Annotated in this window: 21 protein-coding genes; 14 read left to right on the top strand and 7 right to left on the bottom strand. The window is 75.2% G+C overall.

Going from position 1 to position 22119, the window contains the following annotated elements; all coding sequences use genetic code 11:
• Window positions 1-155: 155 nt before the first annotated feature.
• Complete coding sequence (purB, locus tag NP048_RS17795; RefSeq protein ID WP_227578789.1) at window positions 156-1604, bottom strand: adenylosuccinate lyase; 1449 nt, start codon at window positions 1602-1604, stop codon at window positions 156-158.
• Window positions 1605-1923: 319 nt separating this feature from the next.
• On the opposite strand from purB, the gene NP048_RS17790 reads away from it, so the two are divergent.
• Together NP048_RS17790 and NP048_RS17785 are read left to right on the top strand one after the other, a co-directional pair.
• Window positions 1924-2457 (top strand): hypothetical protein, encoded by a 534-nt coding sequence (locus tag NP048_RS17790; RefSeq protein ID WP_227578790.1) that lies wholly within the window; start codon window positions 1924-1926, stop codon window positions 2455-2457.
• Window positions 2454-2978 carry a hypothetical protein gene (locus NP048_RS17785; RefSeq protein WP_227578791.1) on the top strand — a complete coding sequence of 175 codons (525 nt, stop codon included), beginning with the start codon at window positions 2454-2456 and terminating at the stop codon, window positions 2976-2978. Before NP048_RS17790 ends, NP048_RS17785 begins: the two co-directional genes overlap by 4 nt.
• Before the next feature lie 401 nt (window positions 2979-3379).
• Here NP048_RS17785 and NP048_RS17780 read toward each other — a convergent pair whose 3' ends face one another.
• The 4 genes from NP048_RS17780 to NP048_RS17765 all read right to left on the bottom strand — a co-directional run bounded on the left by NP048_RS17780 (window position 3380) and on the right by NP048_RS17765 (window position 5483).
• Entirely contained in the window at window positions 3380-3556 is a 177-nt protein-coding gene (locus tag NP048_RS17780; RefSeq protein WP_227578792.1) for a helix-turn-helix domain-containing protein, read from the bottom strand.
• Between the two features lie 132 nt (window positions 3557-3688).
• On the bottom strand, window positions 3689-3943 hold the full coding sequence (locus tag NP048_RS17775; RefSeq protein WP_227578793.1) for a hypothetical protein: 255 nt from the start codon (window positions 3941-3943) through the stop codon (window positions 3689-3691).
• Window positions 3944-3959: 16 nt separating this feature from the next.
• On the bottom strand, window positions 3960-4169 hold the full coding sequence (locus NP048_RS17770) for a hypothetical protein (protein WP_227578794.1): 210 nt from the start codon (window positions 4167-4169) through the stop codon (window positions 3960-3962).
• Between the two features lie 192 nt (window positions 4170-4361).
• Window positions 4362-5483 (bottom strand): class I SAM-dependent methyltransferase, encoded by a 1122-nt coding sequence (locus tag NP048_RS17765; protein WP_227578795.1) that lies wholly within the window; start codon window positions 5481-5483, stop codon window positions 4362-4364.
• A 147-nt stretch (window positions 5484-5630) separates the two neighbouring features.
• Between NP048_RS17765 and NP048_RS17760 the strand changes: the two genes are divergently transcribed.
• Together NP048_RS17760 and NP048_RS17755 are read left to right on the top strand one after the other, a co-directional pair.
• A complete protein-coding gene (locus tag NP048_RS17760; protein ID WP_227578796.1) occupies window positions 5631-6929 on the top strand; it encodes an MFS transporter in 1299 nt (432 codons plus the stop codon).
• Window positions 6926-9709, top strand: a complete 2784-nt coding sequence (locus tag NP048_RS17755; protein ID WP_227578797.1) for a DUF2804 family protein — start codon at window positions 6926-6928, stop codon at window positions 9707-9709. The genes NP048_RS17760 and NP048_RS17755 overlap by 4 nt, the downstream gene beginning before the upstream one ends.
• Before the next feature lie 12 nt (window positions 9710-9721).
• On the opposite strand, the gene NP048_RS17750 is transcribed toward NP048_RS17755, so the two are convergent.
• Window positions 9722-10501 carry a M15 family metallopeptidase gene (locus NP048_RS17750; protein WP_227578798.1) on the bottom strand — a complete coding sequence of 260 codons (780 nt, stop codon included), beginning with the start codon at window positions 10499-10501 and terminating at the stop codon, window positions 9722-9724.
• A 253-nt stretch (window positions 10502-10754) separates the two neighbouring features.
• Between NP048_RS17750 and NP048_RS17745 the strand changes: the two genes are divergently transcribed.
• The 7 genes from NP048_RS17745 to NP048_RS17715 all read left to right on the top strand — a co-directional run bounded on the left by NP048_RS17745 (window position 10755) and on the right by NP048_RS17715 (window position 17003).
• Window positions 10755-11546, top strand: a complete 792-nt coding sequence (locus tag NP048_RS17745) for a DUF4129 domain-containing protein (RefSeq protein WP_256769364.1) — start codon at window positions 10755-10757, stop codon at window positions 11544-11546.
• Complete coding sequence (locus NP048_RS17740) at window positions 11543-12085, top strand: hypothetical protein (protein ID WP_227578800.1); 543 nt, start codon at window positions 11543-11545, stop codon at window positions 12083-12085. The genes NP048_RS17745 and NP048_RS17740 overlap by 4 nt, the downstream gene beginning before the upstream one ends.
• Window positions 12082-13062, top strand: coding sequence for an AAA family ATPase (locus tag NP048_RS17735; protein ID WP_227578801.1), 981 nt, complete (start codon window positions 12082-12084; stop codon window positions 13060-13062). The genes NP048_RS17740 and NP048_RS17735 overlap by 4 nt, the downstream gene beginning before the upstream one ends.
• Entirely contained in the window at window positions 13059-14441 is a 1383-nt protein-coding gene (locus tag NP048_RS17730; protein WP_227578802.1) for a DUF58 domain-containing protein, read from the top strand. Before NP048_RS17735 ends, NP048_RS17730 begins: the two co-directional genes overlap by 4 nt.
• The gene (locus NP048_RS17725) at window positions 14438-15064 is read left to right on the top strand and encodes a hypothetical protein (RefSeq protein ID WP_227578803.1); all 627 of its coding nucleotides are present in this window, start codon (window positions 14438-14440) and stop codon (window positions 15062-15064) included. The genes NP048_RS17730 and NP048_RS17725 overlap by 4 nt, the downstream gene beginning before the upstream one ends.
• 95 nt (window positions 15065-15159) lie before the next feature.
• A complete protein-coding gene (locus tag NP048_RS17720; protein WP_227578804.1) occupies window positions 15160-15429 on the top strand; it encodes a hypothetical protein in 270 nt (89 codons plus the stop codon).
• Between the two features lie 38 nt (window positions 15430-15467).
• Window positions 15468-17003 (top strand): hypothetical protein, encoded by a 1536-nt coding sequence (locus NP048_RS17715; RefSeq protein ID WP_227578805.1) that lies wholly within the window; start codon window positions 15468-15470, stop codon window positions 17001-17003.
• Between the two features lie 9 nt (window positions 17004-17012).
• Here the strand turns inward: NP048_RS17715 and NP048_RS17710 are convergent, their stop codons facing one another.
• The gene (locus tag NP048_RS17710) at window positions 17013-17387 is read right to left on the bottom strand and encodes a phage holin family protein (RefSeq protein WP_227578806.1); all 375 of its coding nucleotides are present in this window, start codon (window positions 17385-17387) and stop codon (window positions 17013-17015) included.
• Window positions 17388-17631: 244 nt separating this feature from the next.
• Here NP048_RS17710 and hisC point away from each other — a divergent pair, with 244 nt between their 5' ends.
• From hisC to NP048_RS17695, 3 genes are all read left to right on the top strand, one after another.
• Window positions 17632-18711, top strand: a complete 1080-nt coding sequence (hisC, locus tag NP048_RS17705) for a histidinol-phosphate transaminase (protein ID WP_227578807.1) — start codon at window positions 17632-17634, stop codon at window positions 18709-18711.
• 73 nt (window positions 18712-18784) lie between these two features.
• Complete coding sequence (locus NP048_RS17700; protein WP_227578808.1) at window positions 18785-19081, top strand: DUF805 domain-containing protein; 297 nt, start codon at window positions 18785-18787, stop codon at window positions 19079-19081.
• A 141-nt stretch (window positions 19082-19222) separates the two neighbouring features.
• Window positions 19223-22117, top strand: coding sequence for an AfsR/SARP family transcriptional regulator (locus tag NP048_RS17695; RefSeq protein ID WP_227578809.1), 2895 nt, complete (start codon window positions 19223-19225; stop codon window positions 22115-22117).
• The last annotated feature ends 2 nt before the right edge of the window (window positions 22118-22119 follow it).

Raw genomic sequence — 22119 nt, 5'->3', positions numbered from 1 at the left:
ACGACGCCGACGATTCTCACCTGATCCCGGGCGCATGTCCAGGAGTCGAAACGTATCGACGGGGACCGCTCCCACTCCGGAGCGCGCAATTAGGCCGAACGGGTGACGCAGACGGGGGACGTTGTGCCCCCGATACGGACGAACCGGACAGCAGGTTACTCCAGGTGGGCGACGAGCGAGGCCGCCAGACCGGTGTACGAGCCCGGCGAGAGGTTTCGCAATCGTTCCGTGACATCGGCCGGGAGTCCGAGCGAGTCGACGAAGACGCGCATGTCCTGCGCCGTCAGGCGGTGCCCGCGGGTCAGCTCCTTCAGCCGCTCGTAGGGGTTCTCCATACCGGGCACACCTGCCACGGCGGCCGCCCGCATGGCCGACTGGACGGCCTCGCCCAGCACCTCCCAGTTGCCGTCGAGCTCGCGCGCGAGCATCGCCTCGTCCACCGCGAGCCCGCGCAGACCGCGGCGCACGTTGTCCATCGCGAGCAGCGAGTGCCCGAACGCGGGGCCGATGTTGCGCTGCGTCGTGGAGTCGGTGAGGTCGCGCTGCAGCCGGCTCGTGACGAGCGTCGAGGCGAGCGTGTCGAGCAGCGCGCTCGAGATCTCGAGGTTGGCCTCCGCGTTCTCGAAGCGGATGGGGTTGACCTTGTGCGGCATCGTCGACGAGCCCGTCGCTCCCGCCACGGGGATCTGCGTGAACACGCCCCGGCTGATGTACGTCCACACGTCGGTGGCCAGGTTGTGCAGCACCCGGTTGAACCGCGCGACGTCCGCGTACAGCTCCGCCTGCCAGTCGTGCGACTCGATCTGCGTCGTCAGGGGGTTCCACGTCAGGCCCAGGTGCTCGACGAACGTGCGCGACACCATCTGCCAGTCGGCGTCGGGGACGGCCGCGAGGTGCGCGCCGTACGTGCCCGTCGCGCCGTTGAGCTTGCCGAGGTACTCGTCGCCCTCGATGCGGCGCAGCTGGCGGCGCAGGCGGTGCGCGAGGACCGCGAGCTCCTTGCCGAGCGTCGTCGGGGTCGCCGGCTGGCCGTGCGTCAGGGCGAGCATCGGCACGGACGCGTGCTGCGCGGCGAGCGCCGCGACCTCGTCCGTCAGCGCGACCGCGGCGGGGAACCAGACCTCGCGCACGGCACCGCGCACCATGAGCGCGTACGACAGGTTGTTGACGTCCTCGCTCGTCAGCGCGAAGTGCACGAGCTCGTTGACCTGGGGGAGCACGGTGTCGGCGCGCAGCGCGTCGGGCGCGGCGGCGATGCGGCGCTTGATGAAGTACTCGACGGCCTTCACGTCGTGCACCGTCGTGCGCTCGATCTCGGCGAGCTCGGCGATCTCGTCGGCGCCGAACGTGGCGACGACGTCCCGCAGGTACTGCTCCTCGTCCGGGGCCAGCTCGGGGGCGCCCGGCACCACCGCGTGCGACGTCAGGTGGATGACCCACTCGACCTCGACCTCGATGCGCGCCCGGTTGAGCGCCGCCTCCGACAGGTGGTCCACCAGCGGCGCGACCGTCGGGCGGTAGCGCCCGTCGAGCGGCCCGAGCGCGATGGCGGGGGTGACGTCGGCGAGGGGGACGCGGGCGGGGGAGGCGTCGTCGAGCGGCATGGGGTCAGTGTTTCAGAGCGTGGCGGGGGTGCGTCCGTCGTGTCCGCGAGGGCCGGTCGGCCTGGCACCACGAGCTCGACACGGCCAACCGCCCGGCGGCCACGGTGTGGCCCGGCAGGCCCGACGTCCACACGCGCTGCAGTGCACCCTGATCCCGCGTCTGCCGCTCGCCCCGATGGTGGCGGGCGCTCTGCGTGACGGGGCGGTGAGATGATGGTGCGGCAGCTCGACGCGGGCCGACCGCGCCGGGCGAGGAGGTCGCGCAGGGGGACACGAGGCGCGCGGACGAGGTGGCGGCTCGGCCAGGCAGGGTAGGGGCATGAGAGGACCGGCCGTGACGGTCGAGGACCCGGTGCGGCGGTGGGTCGCCGACGCGGTCGCCGCCCTCCGCGCGGGCACGTCGTACGTCGACCAGATCGACCTGGACGACCTGCTCGGCACCGCTTACGACGTGCGGACCGCCGTCCCGACCGGTCTGGAGGTCCTCGCGGCCGCGCACGCGACGCTCGCCGACGTGCCGGACGTCGCGCCGCGACTGGCGGTGCCGCTCGCGGAGTCGCCGACCCTCGACGCGCGGGCACCCGCGCTCGACGACGTCGAGACGCTGCACGACACCTTCCACCCGCCGGGCCTGTACGTCGTCCGCCGGAACCTGGAGCACCTGACGGGAGGGTGGGAGGAGTACCGCGTGGGCTACGACCGCGTCGTCCGGGACCTGGGCGACGGCCTGCGGGTCGAGGCGTCGTACAGCTGCTGGCGAGACGAGGCCGAGCGCGCGAACGGGTGGTCGTTCGCCCGGACCCTGTGGTTCGACGTCCGACGCGAGGGCGACGAGGGGGCGGGCTGTCCGTGAGCGCGACCGACGGGCTGCCCAGCGCGCGCCTGCGGCAGCTGCTCGACCACATGGCCGACGCCACGGGGTGCGCCCGTGTGCCGGGCTGGGCCGACGAGCACGACCGCTGGCACGTCTACCAGGCGGCGGTCGCGCTGTGCGCACTGGGCCCGTCGCTGCGGGAGGCGCTCGCGTCGGAGCCCGACGAGGGCGTCGCGACCAGCGTGGTGCTGCTGGCGTTCGACCGGGATCCCGTGCGGGAGCACCGGGCCTGGTGGGTCGACGCGCTGCCGGCGGACCGGCGGGCGTTCGTCGCGCGTCGGGCCGACGACCTGGCCGTCCTGGAAGGGGTGCGCGACGGTTCGCTCACCGACGTCCCGGACGTCACTGCGTGGACGCACTGGCTGCAGCGCGCGTCGGCCGAGCAGTCGACCGTTCCCGACGTCCTCGAGGAGCTGGCCCGCGACGGACGGACGCGCAAGATCCGGAACATCGCCGCGGAGAGGCTGCGGATCCACCACCGTGCCGCCGCACGCCCGTGAGAGGTGGGGTGTGGGGAGACTCGAGGGGCCACGCGTCGCGGGGTTTCCGCGGGGTGGGAGGGCGCCGGATCCTCCGAGATCTGTGCGGTGACGTGCCTCCACCTCACGTCCCGCCGGTGAGCCCGACCACCAGGCTCTCGACGCGCTGCTCCACGCACGCCCACGCCGTCTGGCCGACCCCCGGGTACGCCTCGGCATGAGGCCGCGCAACCAGGTGGCTGCCGCCGCGGCGGGAGCGGGGGTGCGGTGGGAGAGGGGCAGCAGCGCGGACACCACGGCGGAACCGTGGCCCCATCGGGTGACCGCGTCGCCGGTGAACCGCAGCCGGACGCGGTCGTCGCCGTCCCGCTCGACGTGCGCGACGAGGGTTCCGTAGAGCCAGGCGTCCAGGGCGCGCACGGTCATCGCGCGTGGACCTCCATGCGCACGTCGAGCAGTCGCAGCATGGCGAACAGCCGGCGCGTGTAGAGCGTGGGGACTCCGGACTCCATCTGGTAGACGTAGCGGCGGTCGACGCCGAGCTCGTCCGCGAGCGCGCTGTTCACCGCAGCCCATGCCGGTTCGCTCTGCTCGTTCACGGCCGGCCTTTCGATGCGCTGAAATCGACTCATCACGCCAGTGAGGGGATATCAGCCCATCGACCGGATGCGCGGATATCCGCGCACTCGCCGGGCGACCGGCCAGGAATCCTCACCGCCGTGGCTCCTCGATCACCGGCGGGCGTGATCGATCGCGTCACCGATCGTCGAGCCCGGGTGGTCCCGGCGGTACTGCTTGAGTTCAGCAGGGCTGACCTCGGGCTTGCGTCCCGGTGCGCGGCCCAGGCCCGAGGGAGAGAATCCCCACACGACGACGGCCAGAGTGGCGAGGAACGCTGCGACCAGCACGTTGTCGGTCACAAGATATGCGACCCATGCCAGCGCTGCCAGGCCGATGATCGCAATGATCGGTGCGTACTTCTTCATCGTGAATACCACATCCTCACGTCCAGGCTTCCTTGACGGCCGTGATGCCGAGAATCGCCGCGCCGAGTGCTGCCGCGGCTCCCCCGAGCACCGAGTCCGGGATGGAGGCGAACAAGGTCAGGAGCTGCTCGGTCTGCCCCCGCGCACCGAAAACACTCTGGTCAACGCGCGCGACGATCTTCTGCTCGGAGATGAGCGGTGGAGCGGCCTGGGCGGTCGCGCCCATGCAGACGACCATGGACATTCCTGCCACCGAAGCGGCAGAGAATCTGACGAGTCGTGAGAGCCTCGCTTTGTCCCCCTGCTTGATGTGCGGAAATTGCAGCCTGGATTCGACGCCTTTGTACGGTACTGACCCCGGCGTGAGGAGGTCAACCCTGTAATGACTCTACGACTCGGGTGCGCGACCAACGACCGCTCAGCTCCGCGTCGACACCGTCACCGTGAACTTCGGGTCCCGCCCGACCTGCCGCGTCGGCCCGACGACCTGCTCGAGCGCCGGCCGGTAGTGCAGGTGGGAGTTCCACACCGTCCACAGCTCGCCGCCCGGCCGCAGGACGCGTGCGGCGTCGGCGAACAGCGCGCGCGCCGCCGCGGGGACCACCGCCGCCCCGACGTGGAACGGGGGGTTGAGCAGCACGAGGTCGACGCTCGCGTCGGGCAGGTCGCCCGCACCGTCGGCGCGCGTCACGGTCACCCGGTCGGCCACGCCGTTCGCCTCGACGGTCGCGCGCGCCGACGCGACGGCGACGGCGGACTCGTCGGTCGCGACCACGGCCATCCCGGGGCGCAGCCGGGCGACCGCGACGGCCAGCACGCCCGTGCCGCACCCGAGGTCCACGGCCGTGCCGGTGGTCTGCGGGACCTCGTCGAGGTGGGCCAGCAGCTCGCGCGTGCCGATGTCGATGCCGGTGCCGGCGAACGCGCCGCCGTGCGCGCACACCACGAGGTCGCCGTGGGTCGCGCACTCGGGCCAGCGGCGCGCGGGCCGCTCGGAGGCCGGGCGCGGCGACGACGCGACGAGCACGCGTGACTTCTGCCGCGCGAGCCGCGCCTCGACGACCGCGAGGTGCCGGCCGAGGACGTCGTTCATCGCGGTCGTCATGTGCTTGACGCGCCCACCCGCCACGACGACGACCGCCGGGTCGGCGTGCTCCGCGACCAGCCCTGCGACCTCGTCGAGCGCGTCGAGCGAGCGCGGCAGCTGCAGCAGCACGAGGCGCGCACCGGCGACCAGCTCGGGGGTCATCCCGTGCGACGTGAACCCACCGAGCCCGAGCCGCTCGGCGTTCGCGTGCAGCGCCCGCTCGCCGGTCAGCCGGTCCTGGTGCACGCGGACGCCCGTGACGCCGTGGCGGGCGACCGCGCCGAGGGTCAGCGCGCCGTACCGGTCGCCGATCACGACGACGGTCCCGTCCGCGGCGTCCGCGAGCGCCGCCGCTGCTTCGTCGAGGACCAGCCGGTCCGTCGCGTCCACGGCGTAGAGGTTCGGCGCCTCGACGTCGGGGTACCGACGAAGGTCGTCGAGGACGTCGCTCATCGCAGGCACCGGGATCGGGTCACCCGGTCGAGGCTAGCAACGGGGCCGCGAACGCTGAGACGCCCGCGCGGGCGCCCGATGCGGACGTATCGCCCCGCCCTCGCGCCGCAGCGCCCGCCCGGCCGTGCGCGTGGCTACAGTCGCGCCGTGCAACGGAGCCACGTGGACCGTCGCCTGTGGGTCTGGGTGGTCCTGCTGGGGCTGACCGGACAGCTGGCGTGGACGGTCGAGAACATGTACCTCAACGTCTTCGTCCACGACACGATCACCGGCTCGGCGACGGTGCTGGCGGTCATCGTCGCGACGAGCGCGGTCGCGGCCACGCTCGCGACGCTGCTCGCGGGCGCGTACTCGGACCGCACGGGCCGGCGGCGCGAGCTCATCGCGGGCGGGTACGTGCTGTGGGGCGCGTGCACGGCGGCGTTCGGGGTCGTGGGCGTCGACACGGCCGCCTCCCTGGCGCCGGCGCTCGACGCCGTGGTGGTCGCGGTCGTCGCGATCGTCCTGCTGGACTGCGTCATGAGCGTGCTCGGCGCGACGGCCAACGACGCGGCGTTCAACGCGTGGGTCACCGACTCGACCGACGAGACCAACCGGGGGCGCGTCGACGGCGTGCTGGCCACCCTGCCGCTGCTGGCGATGCTGCTGGTCTTCGGGGCGCTCGACCCGCTGACGCGCGACGGTCGCTGGTCCGTGTTCTTCGCGGTGGTCGGCGGCGTGACGGCGGTGGTCGGCGTCGTGGCGTGGTTCGGGCTGCGGGCGCCGCGGGTGCCGCGCCCCGGGGGCACGTACCTGGCGTCGGTCGTGCACGGGCTGCGGCCCGGCACGGTGCGCGCGCACCCCCGGCTGTACGTCGCGCTGGCGGCGTGGGCGGTGCTCGGGACCAGCACGCAGGTGTTCATGCCGTTCCTCATCATCTACGTGCAGCGGTACCTCCAGATCGACGGGTACGCGGTGGTGCTGGCGTCGGTGCTGCTGGGTGCCGCGGTCGTCAGCGTCCTCGGCGGCCGCGTGCTCGACCGCGTCGGCCCGCACCGCGCGATCCTGCCCGTCGTCGGGGTGTACGCGGCGGGGCTGCTGCTGATGTTCCCGGCGCGCGGCATGCTCGCCGTCATCGGCGCGGGGATCGTCATGATGTCGGGCTTCATGCTGGGCGTCGCCGCGATCTCCGCGACCGTGCGCAACCTGACGCCGCCGGACCGCGCGGGCCAGGTGCAGGGCCTGCGCATGGTGGCGGCGGTGCTGATCCCCATGGTCGTCGGCCCGTTCCTGGGTGCGGCCGTCATCACGGGCGCGGACGAGACGTACGTCGACCTGGGCGTGGTCAAGCAGGTCCCGACGCCGTGGGTGTTCCTCGCGGCGGCCGTCGTCGTGGCGTTCGTCGTGATCCCGGCGCGGCGCCTCGCCCGCGCCGACCGGACGCAGGACGTGGAGGTCGTGCCGTGATCACCCCCTGGGGCGACGCCCTGGACGTCGACGCCCCGCTGCCGGAGCACCCGCGCCCGCAGCTCGTGCGCGACTCGTACGTCACCCTCAACGGCCGGTGGGACCACGCGTTCACGTCCGCCGACGCGCCCGCCCCCGACCGCTGGGGCGGCCCGATCGTCGTGCCGTTCTCGCCCGAGGCGCCGCTGTCGGGCGTCGGCCGCACGCTGCAGCCGGACGAGGCGCTGTGGTACCGGCGCACCGTCACCCTCCCCGCGGGGTTCGTGCGCGACCGCGTCCTGCTCCACCTCGGCGCGGTCGACCAGGACGCGCAGGTGTCGGTCGACGGCAGCGACGTCGGCGGGCACCGCGGCGGGTACCTGCCGTTCACGCTCGACGTGACGGACGCCCTGGTCGGCGACGAGCACGAGGTCGTGGTGCGCGTCCGCGACGTCACGGACACCTCGTACCGCAGCCGCGGCAAGCAGAAGCTCGCGCCCGGCGGCATCTGGTACACCGCGCAGTCGGGCATCTGGCAGACGGTGTGGTTGGAGTCGGTGCCGGCGCTGTGGGTCGACAGGCTCGTCCTGACGCCGCACCTCGCGGAGCGCGAGGTCGAGGTGACGGTCGTCGCGGGCGGCGGCGCGGGGGAGGCGGAGGTCGTCGTGTCCGCCGACGGGCGCGAGGTCGTGCGCCGCACGGTCCCGACGGACGTGCCGACGCGGCTGCCGATGGGCGACGTCCGCCCGTGGAGCCCCGACGACCCCTACCTGTACGACGTCGAGGTGCGCCTCGGCGACGACCGCGTGATCAGCTACGTCGGGATGCGCTCGTTCGGCGTCGGCCCCGACGCGCACGGCCGCACGCGCCTGCTGCTCAACGGCGAGCCGTACCTGCACGCCGGGCTGCTCGACCAGGGGTACTGGCCCGACGGCCTGTACACCCCGCCGTCCGACGAGGCGATGGTCCACGACATCCGGACCGCCAAGGACCTCGGCTTCACGATGCTGCGCAAGCACATCAAGATCGAGCCGCTGCGCTGGTACCACCACTGCGACCGCCTCGGCATGCTGGTGTGGCAGGACATGGTCAACGGCGGCCGGACCTACCACCCGGCCGTCGTCACCGCGCCCGTCGTCACACCGCTGCGCCTCGACGACTCCCGGTACCGCGTGTTCGCCCGGCAGGACGTCGAGGGTCGCGAGGAGTTCCTCGCGGAGGCCGACGCGACCGTCGAGCTGCTGCGCAGCGTGCCGTCCGTCGCGGTGTGGGTGCCGTTCAACGAGGGCTGGGGGCAGTTCGACGCCGCCGCCGTCGCGGCCCGCGTCACCGCGCTCGACCCGACGCGGCCCGTCGACCACGCGTCCGGCTGGCACGACCAGGGCGCGGGCGACCTCGTCAGCCGGCACGTCTACTTCCGGCCCTACCGGCTGTCACGCACCGACGCCGCCGACGCGCGCGCCGCCGTCCTGTCGGAGTACGGCGGCTACTCGCACCGCGTGGCCGGGCACACGTGGTCCGAGCAGGAGTTCGGGTACCGGCGCTACCGCGACCGCGGGGCCTTCGAGCGCGCGTTCCTGCGGCTGCAGCACGCGCAGGTCGGCCCGGCCGTCGACGACGGGCTCGCGGCGTTCGTGTACACCCAGCTCGCGGACGTCGAGGAGGAGACCAACGGCCTGCAGACGTACGACCGGCGGATCGTGAAGCTCGACGCCGACGCCGTCCGCACCTCGAACCGGCGGCTGCGCGCCCGGCACGACGCGGCCGCCGGCGTCCGTGCCGCGGCGCCGCTGGCCGTGACCGAGCGCGAGATCACCGCACCGGTGAGCCTCACGCTGCCCGACGGCCGCCTCAACCCCGACGCGGTCGGCTGGACCCGCACCCCGCTGGTCACCACCGACGGCATCGGCCGCGGCGCCCGCGGGCTCGGACGCAACAAGCGGTGGGAGTACTGGGCGGTCACCACGCCGACGCACGTCGTCGCCCTCGTCGTCTCCGCGATCGACTACGCGGCCGTGCACGGCATCTGGGTGCTCGACCGCACGACCAGGCAGGCGGTCGCGCACGACGCGATCGGCGTGCTCACCGGATCCGCGACGCTGCCCGGCACCCTTGGGGGCGGCAAGGTCCGCGCGAGCACGCGCGCCGTGAAGATCGCGATCGACGAGGTGCCCGGCGGCACGCGGCTGCGGGCCCGCGGCGAGCGCGTGCGGGTCGACGTCGTCGCGCACCGGCCCGACGGGCACGAGTCCCTCGGGGTCGTCGTGCCGTGGACCGACACGCTGTTCCAGTACACGGTGAAGGACGTGGCCCGCCCTGCGACCGGCACGGTGTGGGTCGACGGCGTCGCGTCCGACGTGCCCGCGGGCGAGTCGTGGGCGACGCTCGACCACGGCCGCGGCCGCTGGCCCTACGACGTGCGCTGGAACTGGGGCGCCGGGTCGGGACGCACCGACGGACGCGTCATCGGCCTGCAGGTCGGCGGGCAGTGGACGGACGGCACGGGGTCGGTCGAGAACTCCCTCGTGGTCGACGGGCGCCTGACGAAGATCAGCGAGGAGCTGGTCTGGGAGTACGACCGCGACGACTGGCTCGCGCCGTGGCACGTGACCGGCACCGACGTCGAGCTCACGCTCACGCCGTTCCACCTCAAGCAGTCGGTCACCGACCTCACGGTCTTCGCGGCGCGCACGTCGCAGTGCTTCGGGCACTGGGAGGGCCGCGTGCGGGACTCGACCGGCACGTGGGTGCCGGTGCGGGACGTCGTCGGGTGGGCGGAGGACGTGCACAACCGCTGGTGAGGCGGACGGACCTCAGCGGTTCGTCGTCGAGAAGTGCTGGTAGTCGATCGGGCGGGTCCAGTAGCCGCCCCAGTACCAGCCCTGCTCCGCGAAGGCGGTGACGACGACGTCCCCGTCGTGGATGACGCCCGGGGCGTCGGGGCGGTCGACGAACGCGACCCCCGCGGGCGGCAGCACCAGGCTGTCCCGGACGTACGGGTTCTCGATCGGGTTGACGTCGATCGCGCGCCCGTAGGAGTGCTCGGACCAGCCCGTGCCGCCCGTGACCGCGCGGCAGTTGAAGGCCGAGGTGTTGTCCGCGGCCATCGACGCGTCGTCGTCGGCGCCGAAGTCGTCGACGAGTCGCATCGAGGCGATCGGGAACCGCGCGTCGAACAGGTCGCGGAAGACCTCGACGATGCCGTCGGCGACGTCCGCGTGCACGACGAGCTCGCCCTGCACGACCTTGCCGCGCATGTCGTGGTGGCTGACGCGCACGTAGCGCAGGTCCTCCAGCGGCACCGGGCAGCCCGGGCGCCACGACGCCGCCATGCGCTCGGCGAGGCGTGGCGTGATGGGGGAGACGGTCGCCCGGTACGCGGGCGGCTTCGGCGGCTTGGGGGGCTTGGGCGGGTGAGGACGGGGACGCGGCGGGCGCGGGTGGGCGTGCCCGTCCGGCACGGCCGCTGCGGCCGCGAGGGCCGACGTCGCTCCCGTCGCGGGCGCAGCGGCAGCGCCCCCGCCCGCGCACACGGTCGTCACGGCGAGCGCGAGCCCCACCAGCGTCACTGTCGTCCCTCTGCGTCGTCCCATGGCGCACAGTGTGGGATCTGACCGTCCTGGGCATCACGCCCACCGGCGCGAGGTTGCCCCAACGGGCAAGGTCGTCAGCACCGTCGGGCTCGGTGCGAGCACGTCTGCCGTTCTGCGCGTTCGTGCTCGCCGGGGAGGGGCGGGTCGTCATCGACGTCGCGCACCAGTGGTGCGCGGCGGGACAGGCCTGCCGACCGCTCGCCCGGTAGCCTGACGACCCGTCCGATCGCCGCCGATCGCCCCGAGGAGTCCTGTGCCGGCACGCCGTACCAGCGTGGCCACGGTCCTGGCCGCCCTGCTGGTGGTGGTGGGCGTGCTCGCCGCGGCGCTGAGCGGGCCGGTGTCCCTCGAGGCGCGACCGGACGACCTGCCGACGTGGACCGCACCGCCCGCGCCGACCATCACCACGTCCCAGACCGTCCCCCCGTCCGAGGGGGAGCCGGGGGAGCTGCCGCCGATCCCGCCCTGGGCCGTCTGGCTCGTGCGGGTGGTGCAGGTGCTCGTCGTGCTCGCCGTCCTGACGGCGCTCGCGCTGCTGCTGCGCCACGCGGCCCGCGGCTGGCGCGGCGACCGCCGCGACGACCGCGAGGACGACGTGCCGCCCGGTGACGAGACGGGCGACGAGCTGAGCGACACGGCGGTCGCCGTCCTGCGCGAGGGCGTCCGCGCCGCGACGCGCGCGCTGGAGGACGACGTCCCCCCGGGGGACGCCGTGATCGCGGCCTGGGTCGCGGTGGAGCGCGCGGCGGCACGCACGGGCGTCGTCCGCGACCCGGCGGAGACGGCCAGCGAGCTCGCCGTGCGGGTGCTCGGCGCCACGCGCGCCGACCCGTCGGCGACCCGCGAGCTGCTGGCCCTGTACCTCGGGGCCCGGTTCGGTACACGCGGCGTCGACGCCGACGACGTCCGGCTGGCGCGCGACCTGCTGACGGTCGTCGCACACGGGCTCGTGCCACGCACCGACGCGGGCGCGGCCGACGCACCTGCGGCCGACGCCGACCGGGACGGCGGGACGCCCGGCGCCGACGACGGGAGCGCGTCGTGACCCGCGTCCGACCGGTGGCGCGAGCCGTGTGGGCGCTCGTGTGGCGTCCGCTCGTGGGCGGTGCGGCGGTCGGCATCGTGGTCTGGGCGCTCGGGATGAAGCCGTCGTCGGCGGCCGTCGTCGCGCTCGCGGCCGCCACCCTGGTCGCCGTCCTGCAGCGCGTCGACGCCACCGCCGAGCCCCGCCCGGTCCGTCGCCACCACGACACCAGCGACGGCGCCCGCGGCGAGGTGATGGAGCTGGCGTGGACCATGGTCGGCCGCGACGGGCGAGCCGGTGAGCGCGCGCTGCGCCGCCTGCGGGAGGCCGGCGCCCGTCGCGTCGCCCGGCACGGCCTGGACCTGACGGACCCCGAGCACACCGACGCACTGCGGGACCTCCTGGGCGCGCGCGCCCACGCGACGCTCACGCGACGCAGCCACCCGCTGCCGAGCGTCGCCGACCTCGTGCACACCCTGGGCGTCCTGGAACGCCTGGGCGCGACCCGCACGCGCCCCGCGACGCCCGACCCCGACCCCGACCCGAGGAGCACCCGATGACGACGACCCCCGAGACGCTGCCCGTCGCCGAGGTCCAGCGCAGCGGCCGTGCCGTGCTCGACGAGGTCGCCACGGCGGTCGTCGGCATGGCGGAACCCCTGCGGATCGCGCTCGCGGCGCTGCTGGCCGGCGGGCACGTGCTGTTCGAGGACGTGCCCGGGCTGGGCAAGACGCTCGCCGCGCGCAGCCTGGCCACGGCGCTGGGCCTGGACTTCCGGCGCATCCAGTGCACGCCGGACCTGCTGCCGTCGGACGTCACGGGCTCCAGCGTGTTCGACCCCACGACCTCCACGTTCGACTTCCGACCCGGTCCCGTCTTCACGGGCCTGCTGCTCGCCGACGAGATCAACCGCACCGCCCCCAAGACGCAGTCCGCGCTGCTCGAGGCCATGGCCGAGCGGCAGGTCAGCGTCGACGGGACCACGCACCTGCTGCCCGCGCCGTTCCACGTCGTCGCCACCTCGAACCCTGTGGAGTACGAGGGCACGTACCCGCTGCCCGAGGCGCAGCTCGACCGCTTCATGGTGCGCCTGGCCGTGGGGTACCCCGAGCGCGCGTCGGAGGTCGACGTGCTGGCACGGCGTCTCGCGCGGCGGCAGGAGGGCGCGTCCGTGCGGCAGGTCGTGGACGCGCAGACGCTGCTGGCGATGCAGGCGGGCGTCGAGGCCGTCGCCGTCGACGGTGACGTGCTCGCGTACTGCGTGGACCTCGCCGCGGCGACGCGCGCGCACCGCGCCGTGGAGGTCGGGGCGTCGCCGCGCGGGTCGCAGGCCCTCGTCCTCGTCGCCCGGGCGCTCGCGGTGCTCGACGGGCGCGACTTCGTGGCCCCGGAGGACGTCAAGGCCGTCGCCGCGCCCGCGCTCGCGCACCGGCTGTCCCTGACGCCGCAGGCGTGGGCCGCGGGCCTGGCACCCGAGGCGGTCGTGCGGGAGGTGCTCGCGCAGGTCGCCGGGCCGACGACGGCACGTCGCGCGTGAGCGTCCCCGAGCCGCCCCCGGCGCGCCCGCCCACGTGGGAGCCCGACCGGCGTCCCGACGTGGCGGCGGGCGTGGCCGCCGGGCCGTGGACGCCCGCGCTGTCCGTGACGTGCGCGTCGGCCGCGTGCCTGGTCCTCGTGGTGGTCGGCGTGCTGGCGGCGCGGCCGGACGTCGCGGTCCTGGGCGCCGCGCCGCTGGTGCTCGCGGTGCGGGCGCTGCGCGCGCGTCCCACAGGTGCGGTGGACGTGAGGTTCGAGGCGGGCGACGACGAGGACGACCTGGACGTGCGGGGTCGCGCCGGACGTCTCCAGGCGACGCTCGTCGTCGACGGGCCCGGGCGGTGGGCGGCGGTCACGACCACCCGCCAGGGCCGACCGGGCGCCGACGTGCTCGTGCACGCCGTCGGGCCGCGTCGGCTCCCCGTCGTCGCGCGCACCGTGCGCACCGGGCCGCAGGAGGTCGCGACGGCCGACGTGCAGGGCGTCGGGCCGGACGGTGTGTCCGTCGCCGAGCCGACCCCGGCCGTGACCCGCTCGACCGTCGTGCTGCCCGCCACGACCCCGCTGCTCGACCTGCCGTTGCCCCGACGGCTGCGCGGCCTGACCGGGCCGCACGAGTCGCGCCGTCCCGGTGAGGGCGGCGGGCTGCGCGACGTGCACCCCTGGGTCCCCGGGGACCGGCTGCGGCGCATCGACTGGCGCGTCACCGCCCGCCGCTCCCCGGACCTGTCCGAGCTGTACGTGCGCCGCGAGCACGCGCAGGCCGAGGCGGTCGTCGTGCTCGTCGTGGACTCCCGCGACGACGTCGGTCCCGACCCGCGCACGTGGCGCGGGTCCGTCGCGCCGCGCCCGCAGGACGCCACGTCGCTGGACCGCGCCCGGCAGGCCGCCGCGTCGCTGGCCCGCGCGTACCTCGAGGGCGGGGACCGCGTCGGCCTGGACGACCTGGGCGTGCGGCGCCGCCCGGTGCCGCCCGGCGGGGGGCGCCGGCAGCTCGACCGCATCCGGCACACGCTCGCGCTCACGGCACCGGAGGGTCAGCCCGCCGCGCGGCTGCGGCCCCCGCGGCTGCCGTCGGGCGCGCTGGTGGTCGTGTTCTCGACGTTCCTCGACGACGAGTCGGCGGCCGTCGCCGCACGCTGGCGCAACGCCGGGCACCGCGTCGTGGCCGTCGACGTGCTGCCGCGGCTGCGCGTCTCGGGCCTGTACGACCGGGAGCGGCTCGCACTGCGGATGATGACGCTGACACGGGAGGACCGCATGGCCGAGCTCGCCGACCAGGACGTCGAGCTCGTGACGTGGCGCGACGAGCCCGCGGTCACGCTGCGCGTGCTCGCGCGGCGCGCCCAGCGGCACGCCGGGGCGGGGGTGCCGCGATGAGCCTGAGGTTCGGTTCCGAGGGATTCGGGGCGTGGGTCCTGGACCGCGTCCCGGGCGCGCGTACGCCGCGGCGCCGCGGCGAGCCCACCGAGGTCGACGTGCGCACCGGCCCGACCGTGTCGGCGGTGACCCTGCGGCTCGCGCTCGCCCTGGCGGGGGTCGCGGCCGTGCTCGTCGCCGCCACGATGCCCGGGCGCGTCGCGCCGGTGGAGGTGCTGGCGCTCATGGTGGGCGTTGCCCTGCTGCCCGCGGTGGTGCCGCGGTGGCCCGTGACGGCCGTGCTCCTGCTGGTCGTGGGCGCGCGGGTGCTGGTCGCGGACCCGGCGTCGCCGCTGGTCCTGGCAGCGCTGGTGCTGCTGCTGCACGCGGTGCTGCGGCTGGCGGCCGTGGCGGCGCGCACGACGTGGCGCACGCGCGTCGAGCTCGCCGTGCTGACCGACGACTGGCGCGCGGCGCTCGCCGCCCAGGGCGGTGCGCAGGTGCTCGCGCTGGTGGCCGGTGGGGCGGCAGCGGCCGACGACGACGTGTGGCGGGTGGCCGGGCTGGTCGCCGTGCTGGGCCTGTCGGTGCTGGCGCTCACGCGGCCCGCGCGGCCGTGGTGGCGCGCCCGGCCCGGCCCGTGACCTGAGCCGACCCCAGCCCTTGCGGTCGGCAGGCCCGTCCCCAGATCCGCCACCGCCCCGGCCGTGGTCGGTGTGCGGGACCTAGCGTCGCCGGCATGTCGACCGTCATCACAGCAGCGCTCGCGGACGTGCGCGCCCAGGTGTGGGCCGCGCAGGTCGCCGTCGTGCGGGCGGGCGCGGCCACGTGGACCGGGGGTGCCGCCGACGCCGCAGCGGTCCACCGGCAGGAGGTCCTGACCGACCTGCGGCGCTGCCTCGACGCGCTGGACGCGGCGGACCGGCTCGCGGAGGTCGCGCGTCGGGCCGAGCAGCAGTGCCTCCCGCCCCGGCCGCTGGTACACGCGGGGGTGGCGGCGTGGGCGTGAGGGAGGGTCGGTCCCTCACCCTGGGGAGCGGTGGCCGCGTGCTCATCGACGCGGCCGAGCTGGGCGTCGCGGCGCAGCGCCTGCGCGGGGCGGGTGACGGCCTCGACGTGGCGGACGCGCGGCTGCGCGCTGCGGCGTGGCACGCGGCGACGCTCGCGACCGACGTGCCGCAGGTGCGGCCCCTGGCCGACGCGCTCGACGCGCTGCGGCGCGCCGCGTGGGGGCCGGCGCGCCTGGCGCGGGACGTGGCCGACCTCGCCACGCGGACACGTGACGCGGCCGGTGCCTACGACCTCGCGGAGACCGACGCGCAGGCGCGGTGGACGCGCGTGGTCGGCGGGCTGGGGCTCGTGCTCGGGGCCGGGCCGGTCGGGGCCGCGGTGCTCAGCAGCGCGGCGTTCGGGGTCGCGGTGGGGGACCTGCTGCTCGACGAGGCGCGGCAGCTCGCCGTCGACCCGTGGGGTGCGATGTCACCGGCGGGGCTGCCGGAGGACCTGGAGCGGCTCGCCGCCGTGCCGCAGCGCGTGGTCGCCGACGGGCGCGGTGCCCTGGTGCTGCAGCTGCTCGCCGCCGCGCTCGGGTCCATGACCGGGGCGTTCGCACCGGAGCTGGACCCGGTGCGTCGGTTCTCGGCGCACGTCGCGGGCCTGCTCCCGGCGCGTGAGGTGCGGCTCGTTCCGCGCGCCGACCCGCCGGACCTGCCCGCGCCGCGCGGTGTCGAGGGCCTCGTGGACCTCGTCGCCCGCACCTACGACGAGGACACGGCCACCGGGGAGCCCGGCACGCCGCTGGCGACGGTCACCGTGCAGCGCCTCGACCACGCCGACGGCACGCGCTCGTGGGTGGTCGCCGTGCCCGGCACCCGGGCCGCCGGGCTCACGGGCGACGTGCCGACGGACAACGGCACCAACCTCGCGCTCGAGGGCGGCGTGCCCGACGTCATGTCACGCGCGGTGCTCGCCGCGATGGCAGAGGCGGGGATCGGGGCCGACGAGCCCGTCGCGCTCGTGGGGCACAGCCAGGGCGGCATGGTCGCGGCCAACGTCGCCGCTGCCGCGGTCGGGACGTACGCGGTGCGGCTGGTCGTGACCGTGGGGTCTCCCGACGTCCCGGCGGCACCACCGCCCGGCGTCGCGACCGTCACGCTGCGCCACCGTGAGGACGCGGTCACGCTCCTGGACGGCAAGGTCGGTGAGCGCGGAGGGCAGGGCGCGCTGTCGGTGGTCCGCGACCTCGCGGCGACGGGTGGCCCCGCGCGCCCGTCGTTCAGCGAGGCGCACGCCGTGGCCGGTTACGTGCGGACCGGCGCGATGGTCGACGACGCGCTCGGCGACCTGCCCGCGGACGACCCGGTGCGTCGCGCGCTCACCGACGTGCTGGGCCGGACGCCCGCGGGTGCGACGACGACGCAGACCACCGTGACGGCGGCCCCGCTGGTCGCACCGGAGCCGGGCGCGCCGGTCGTGGTCCGCCCGCGCGAGGTCGCGCCGTCGGTCGTCCCGCCGCCGGTCGTCCTGCCACTCGGGGCGCGAGCGCCGTGGCCCCCGGAGCCCCGGGTGCCGTGGGCCCGATGAGCCGTCGCCTCAGTCGTCCGACATCGCCGACGACAGCACGAAGCTGACGATCGACACGATGAGCGCACCGATCACCGCTGTACCGAAGTTGTCGATCCGCAGGCCCCAGTCGGTCTGCTCCGTGATCCACGACGTCAGCATCAGCATCAGCGCGTTGACGACCAGCGTGAACAGACCGAGCGTGAGGATGTACAGCGGGATCGACAGGAGCGCGACGACCGGCTTGACGATGGCGTTGACGATGCCGAACACCAGCGCGATGAGCAGGATCACGCCGATCCTGCCTGCTGTAGTCTGCCCGCCGATGATCTCCAGACCGGGCAGGATCAGCGACGCCAGCCAGATGGCGACCCCGCTGACGAGAACTCGCACGACGAATCCCATGACCTGATCCTGCCCTGTCGGGGACCGATCGCGCAGGTCCGGCACGTTCCGGGCGAGTCCTGCGGGTCATCTTCACCCCGGCGAGAGGGTGCTCACGCCCCCCGCGCGGAGGGAAAGGTGCCGCGTCCGAGGGGTCCCGCTCAGTCCTCGCCGCCGGCGGAACTGGATTGACATCTCACGGCCTGGTGGGGGGTGGGTGGGGGGGTGGGGTGGACGGTGGGGGCGTCGGGGGTGGGGCGGTGGCATGCTGACCGCCGTGAGCCGCGTCCCTCTCCGTCGTGCCTTCGCCGACCTGCCCGCCTACGTGCCGGGTGCGCGTGCCGCCGTCGGGGCCGCCGCGTACAAGCTGTCGTCCAACGAGAACCCGTACCCGCCGCTGCCGTCGGTGGTCGCGGCGATCGCCGACGCGGCCGTGGACGTCAACCGCTACCCGGACATGTACGCCACCGAGCTGACCGAGGCGATCGCCCAGCGCCTGGGGGTCGCCGCGGAGTCCGTGGTCGCGGGCACCGGGTCGGTCGCCGTGCTCGGGCACGTGCTGACCGCGGTGTGCGAGGCGGGCGACGAGGTCGTGCTGCCGTGGCGGTCGTTCGAGGCGTACCCGATCGCCGTCACCCTCGCGCACGCCCAGCAGGTCCGCGTCCCCGTCGGGCCGGACGGGCGTCTCGACCTGCCGGCGATGGCCGCCGCGGTCACCGAGCGCACCCGCGTCGTCCTCGTCTGCACGCCCAACAACCCGACCGGTCCGGCCGTGCGCGACGCCGAGCTGCGGGCGTTCCTGGAGGCCGTGCCACGCGACGTGCTCGTCGTGCTCGACGAGGCGTACGTCGAGTTCGTCCGCGACCCCGACGCGCCGGATGCGCTCGCCCTGCTGGCGGCGCACCCCAACGTCGTGGTCCTGCGCACCTTCTCCAAGGCGTACGGGCTGGCGGGGCTGCGGGTCGGCTACGCGGTCGCGCGGCCCCGGCTGGCGGCGGGCATCCGGACGGCGTCGACACCGTTCGGCGTCTCGCACGTCGCGCAGCTGGCCGCGCTCGCGTCGCTGCGCGCGGAGGGCGAGCTGCTCGCGCGCGTCGACGCGATCGTCACGGAGCGCACCCGCATGCTCGCCGGGCTGCGTGCCCAGGGCTGGGACGTGCCGGACAGCCAGGCGAACTTCGTGTGGCTGCCGCTCGGGGACCGGGCGGCGACCTTCGCGGAGCGCTGCGGTCAGGCCGGGGCGATCGTGCGGCCGTTCGCGGGTGACGGCGTCCGGGTCAGCGTGGGCGAGCGTGAGGCCACGGACATCTTCCTCGAGGTCGCGGCGGCGAACGCACCGCGCTGACCTGGCCGCACGTCCGGTCCGCCCTTGCCCGGTTCGCCTCGCCGGGACGGACGGCCGGGAGCACCATGAAGTCATGGACACCGTGCTGATGCGTCTTCCGGCGCTCGTCGACCCCTCCGAGGGCGCCGAGACGGCCACGCAGTGGACCGACTGGCTGGCCGGGGGCATCGGGCTGGCCGTCCTCATCGGCGCGTACGTGATCATGCTCATCGCGTACGTGCGCATCATCCAGAAGGCCGGCTACTCCGGGTGGTGGGTGCTGGTGGGCCTCGTGCCCGTGCTCAACCTCGTGATGTTCCTGGTGTTCGCGTTCAGCACGTGGCCCGTGCTGAAGGAGAACGAGCGGCTGCGGGGTTCGGGGCGCTACTGACGGCCCAGGGCACCGTCCGTCACAGGCCCTTCACTCGCGGGTGTGAAATGAGTCAGACCCCACGTTGACGCACGGGCGGCGGCCCGAGTAGAACTCAGCCGTCCCCGCGGACCCGCCGCCGGGGTGCCCCTGAGGAGTCTCGTGCCCGGTCCGCCCGCGTCCACCCGCGTCAGCGTGCTCGGTGCGCTCCACGCCGCGGTCGACGGCCGGGAGGTCGACCTCGGGGCGCCCAAGCAGCGCGCGGTGCTCGCGGTGCTCGCCTTGCACGCGGGCGAGCACGTCGGGCATGACGTCCTGATCGACGCGACGTGGGGCGAGCGGGCACCCGCGAGCGCGCGGGGGAGCGTGCACACGTACGTCTCGGGACTGCGCCGGGCGCTCGGTGCGGACGTGGTGCGCCGTCGGGCCACCGGGTACGTGCTGGACCTGCCGCCCGACGCGGTCGACGCCCTGCGGGCCGAGCGCCACGCACGCGAGGCCCGCGACGCGCCGGACCTGCCCGCGGCGCTGGCCGCGCTCGACGCGGCGCTCGCCCTGTGGCGCCAGGGTGACGCGCTCGCGGGCGTGCCCGGCCCGTTCGCGGCCCGGCAGCGCACCCGCCTCGCCCAGCTGCGCGTGCGGCTCCTGGTGGAGCGCACCGAGGTGGTGGTCGCGACGGGCACGGACGCCGCGTCGCTCGCGGACGCGGCCGACCGGCTGGCCTCCGAGGTCGCGGCCCACCCGTACGACGAGCGGCTGCGGTGCGCGCTGATGTCGGCGCTGCACGGCAGCGGACGCACCGCAGCGGCGCTCGAGCAGTACGAGGACCTGCGTCGCACGCTCGCCGCCGATCTGGGCATCGACCCCGGCGCCGGGGCGCAGGACCTGCACGCGCGGCTGCTGGCGGACCAGCGGATGCCCACCCGTGCGGCCCCTGTCCGCGCCGCCGGGACGACCTCGGTGGCGGTCGCCCCGGGCGCCGCACCGGCAGCCTCCGCCGCCGTGGCGGGTACGCAGTCGACCGGCACCGGCATGCCGCCCGCCCAGCTGCCGTCCACGCTGGCGACGTTCGTCGGCCGCTCGCGCGAGCTGCTCGAGGTGCTGCGTCTGGCGGGGACCCCCGACGGTGCGCGCGTCGTCACGGTCGTCGGGGTCGGCGGTGTCGGCAAGACGTCGCTCGCCGTGCGGGCCGGGCACATGCTGCGCGACCGCTTCACCGACGGCCAGCTCTACGTGAACCTGCGCGGGTTCGACCCCCGGCACCCGCCCGTCACGCCGTCGGCCGCGCTCCGCCAGCTGCTCGCGGCACTCGGGGTGCTGTCCGCCCCCCAGCAGCACGAGCAGCTCGTCGCCCTGTGGCGCAGCATGGTCGCCGACCGTCGTCTGCTCGTCGTCCTGGACAACGCGGCGTCGACCGAGCAGGTCGAGGACCTGCTGCCCGGGTCCGCCTCGTGCTTCGTCCTGGTGACGAGCCGCGACCGGCTCGGTGGCCTGGCCGTCCGGCACGGCGCCCGGTGCCTGCCGCTCACGCGCTTCGACCCGGCCGAGGCGCGTGAGCTGCTGGAGGGCACGCTCGGGGCCGACGTCGTCGCGGGGGAGCCCGACGCGACGCGGCGCCTCGTCGAGCTGTGCGACGCCCTGCCGTTCGCGCTGCGCATCGCCGCCGAGCAGGTCGACACCGGTCCCGGCGCGTCGATCGGGGCGATGGTCGCGCGGCTCGAGGACTCGCGGCACCGCCTGGACGTGCTCGACCTGGACGACGGGCCGTCGGCGTCCGTGCGTGGCGTCCTGGCGACGTCGACCGCGGCGCTCGACGATGCGCAGCAGCGCATGCTCTGCCTCCTCGCGGCGCTGCCCTGCCAGAGCACGTCGGTGCTCGCGAGCGCGGCACTCGTCGACGTCGACCCGCCGCGTGCCGCGCAGCTGCTGGGCGAGCTGCGTGAGCACCACCTCCTGGACCTCAGCGACGGCCGCTACGTCATGCACGACCTGACGCGTGCGCACGCCGCCGAGCTCGCGGACGCGCTGTCCGACGACGAGCGCGCGGCCGCGCGCGACCGACTGCTCACCTGGTACGTGTGCACGCTCGTCGCCAACATGCGCCACCGGCTCCTGCAGTTCGACCCGCCGGCGACCCGGCACGAGGTCCCCGTGCTCGTCGACGACGGCTCCGAGCTGCTGCGCTGGACGCTCGCGGAGCTCGCGAACATCACGGCGCTGCTGCGGGAGGGCCACGCGCACGGCCACCACCGGCTCGTGTGGCAGCTGGTCGTGCTCCTGTTCGAGACCTACTACGCGGCCGCGGGGGCGACCGAGTGGCTCGACGTGCTGCGCACCGGGTCGCGCTCGGCCCGGGCGTTGGGCGACACCCGCGCGCAGGCGGTGCTGCTCAACCACGAGAGCGTCGCCTGCTCGCGACTCGGCCGCAACGACGCGTCGGTCGCGCGCCTGCGCGAGGCGCTGCGGCTGCTCGACGGTGACCGCTGGTGGTACCGCGTCAGCGTCGTCAGCAACCTCGCGTCGACGCTGCGGGAGGCCCGCGAGTACGACGCCGCGCTCGCGGCCGCCCACGAGGCGCACGCCGCGGCCGTCGACCTGGGCGACGGCTACTACCAGGTCGCGTCGGGCGACGTGCTGTGCGAGCTGTACGCCGAGCTCGGGCAGTGGGGGCCCGCCGTCCGGCACGGCGAGCCCGCGCTCGCGCTCGCGAGGGCCGACAGGCACCGCGTGCTCGAGGCGAACCTGCTGGTCAACCTGGGTCTGGCGGCCGACGGGCTGGGCGACCACGACACCGCCCAGCGGCGTTTCGCGCGGGTCCTGGAGCTGTGCGCGGGCATGGGGGACCGGTACCACGAGGCGTTGGCACTGTTCGGCCTCGCGCGTGTGCGGGCCGCCCGCGACGGACCGGCGGGCGCACCGGGGGCTCGTCGCGACGCGGAGCGCGCCCTGGAGCGGTTCCGCGAGCTGGGCGCGGAGGAGGCGGGTGCCGTGCAGGACTTCCTCGCGCGGCTGTGGGTCGACGCGGACGACGACGCGCGGGTCGACGTCCACCGCTAGGG

The sequence above is a fragment of the Cellulomonas xiejunii genome, from assembly GCF_024508315.1.
Classification (GTDB): Bacteria; Actinomycetota; Actinomycetes; order Actinomycetales; family Cellulomonadaceae; genus Cellulomonas; species Cellulomonas xiejunii.
Note: the sequence above shows the minus strand (reverse complement) of the source record. Positions and strands in the feature narration are given on the sequence as shown.

What these genes read in the sequence shown, in the direction of transcription:
- purB (WP_227578789.1), bottom strand. Translation starts at nt 1,604, where the DNA reads ATGCCGCTCGACGACGCCTCCCCCGCCCGCGTCCCCCTCGCCGACGTC.
- NP048_RS17790 (WP_227578790.1), top strand. Translation starts at nt 1,924, where the DNA reads ATGAGAGGACCGGCCGTGACGGTCGAGGACCCGGTGCGGCGGTGGGTC.
- NP048_RS17775 (WP_227578793.1), bottom strand. Translation starts at nt 3,943, where the DNA reads ATGAAGAAGTACGCACCGATCATTGCGATCATCGGCCTGGCAGCGCTG.
- NP048_RS17770 (WP_227578794.1), bottom strand. Translation starts at nt 4,169, where the DNA reads ATGGGCGCGACCGCCCAGGCCGCTCCACCGCTCATCTCCGAGCAGAAG.
- NP048_RS17765 (WP_227578795.1), bottom strand. Translation starts at nt 5,483, where the DNA reads ATGAGCGACGTCCTCGACGACCTTCGTCGGTACCCCGACGTCGAGGCG.
- NP048_RS17750 (WP_227578798.1), bottom strand. Translation starts at nt 10,501, where the DNA reads ATGGGACGACGCAGAGGGACGACAGTGACGCTGGTGGGGCTCGCGCTC.
- NP048_RS17735 (WP_227578801.1), top strand. Translation starts at nt 12,082, where the DNA reads ATGACGACGACCCCCGAGACGCTGCCCGTCGCCGAGGTCCAGCGCAGC.
- NP048_RS17725 (WP_227578803.1), top strand. Translation starts at nt 14,438, where the DNA reads ATGAGCCTGAGGTTCGGTTCCGAGGGATTCGGGGCGTGGGTCCTGGAC.
- NP048_RS17720 (WP_227578804.1), top strand. Translation starts at nt 15,160, where the DNA reads ATGTCGACCGTCATCACAGCAGCGCTCGCGGACGTGCGCGCCCAGGTG.
- NP048_RS17710 (WP_227578806.1), bottom strand. Translation starts at nt 17,387, where the DNA reads ATGGGATTCGTCGTGCGAGTTCTCGTCAGCGGGGTCGCCATCTGGCTG.
- hisC (WP_227578807.1), top strand. Translation starts at nt 17,632, where the DNA reads ATGCTGACCGCCGTGAGCCGCGTCCCTCTCCGTCGTGCCTTCGCCGAC.
- NP048_RS17700 (WP_227578808.1), top strand. Translation starts at nt 18,785, where the DNA reads ATGGACACCGTGCTGATGCGTCTTCCGGCGCTCGTCGACCCCTCCGAG.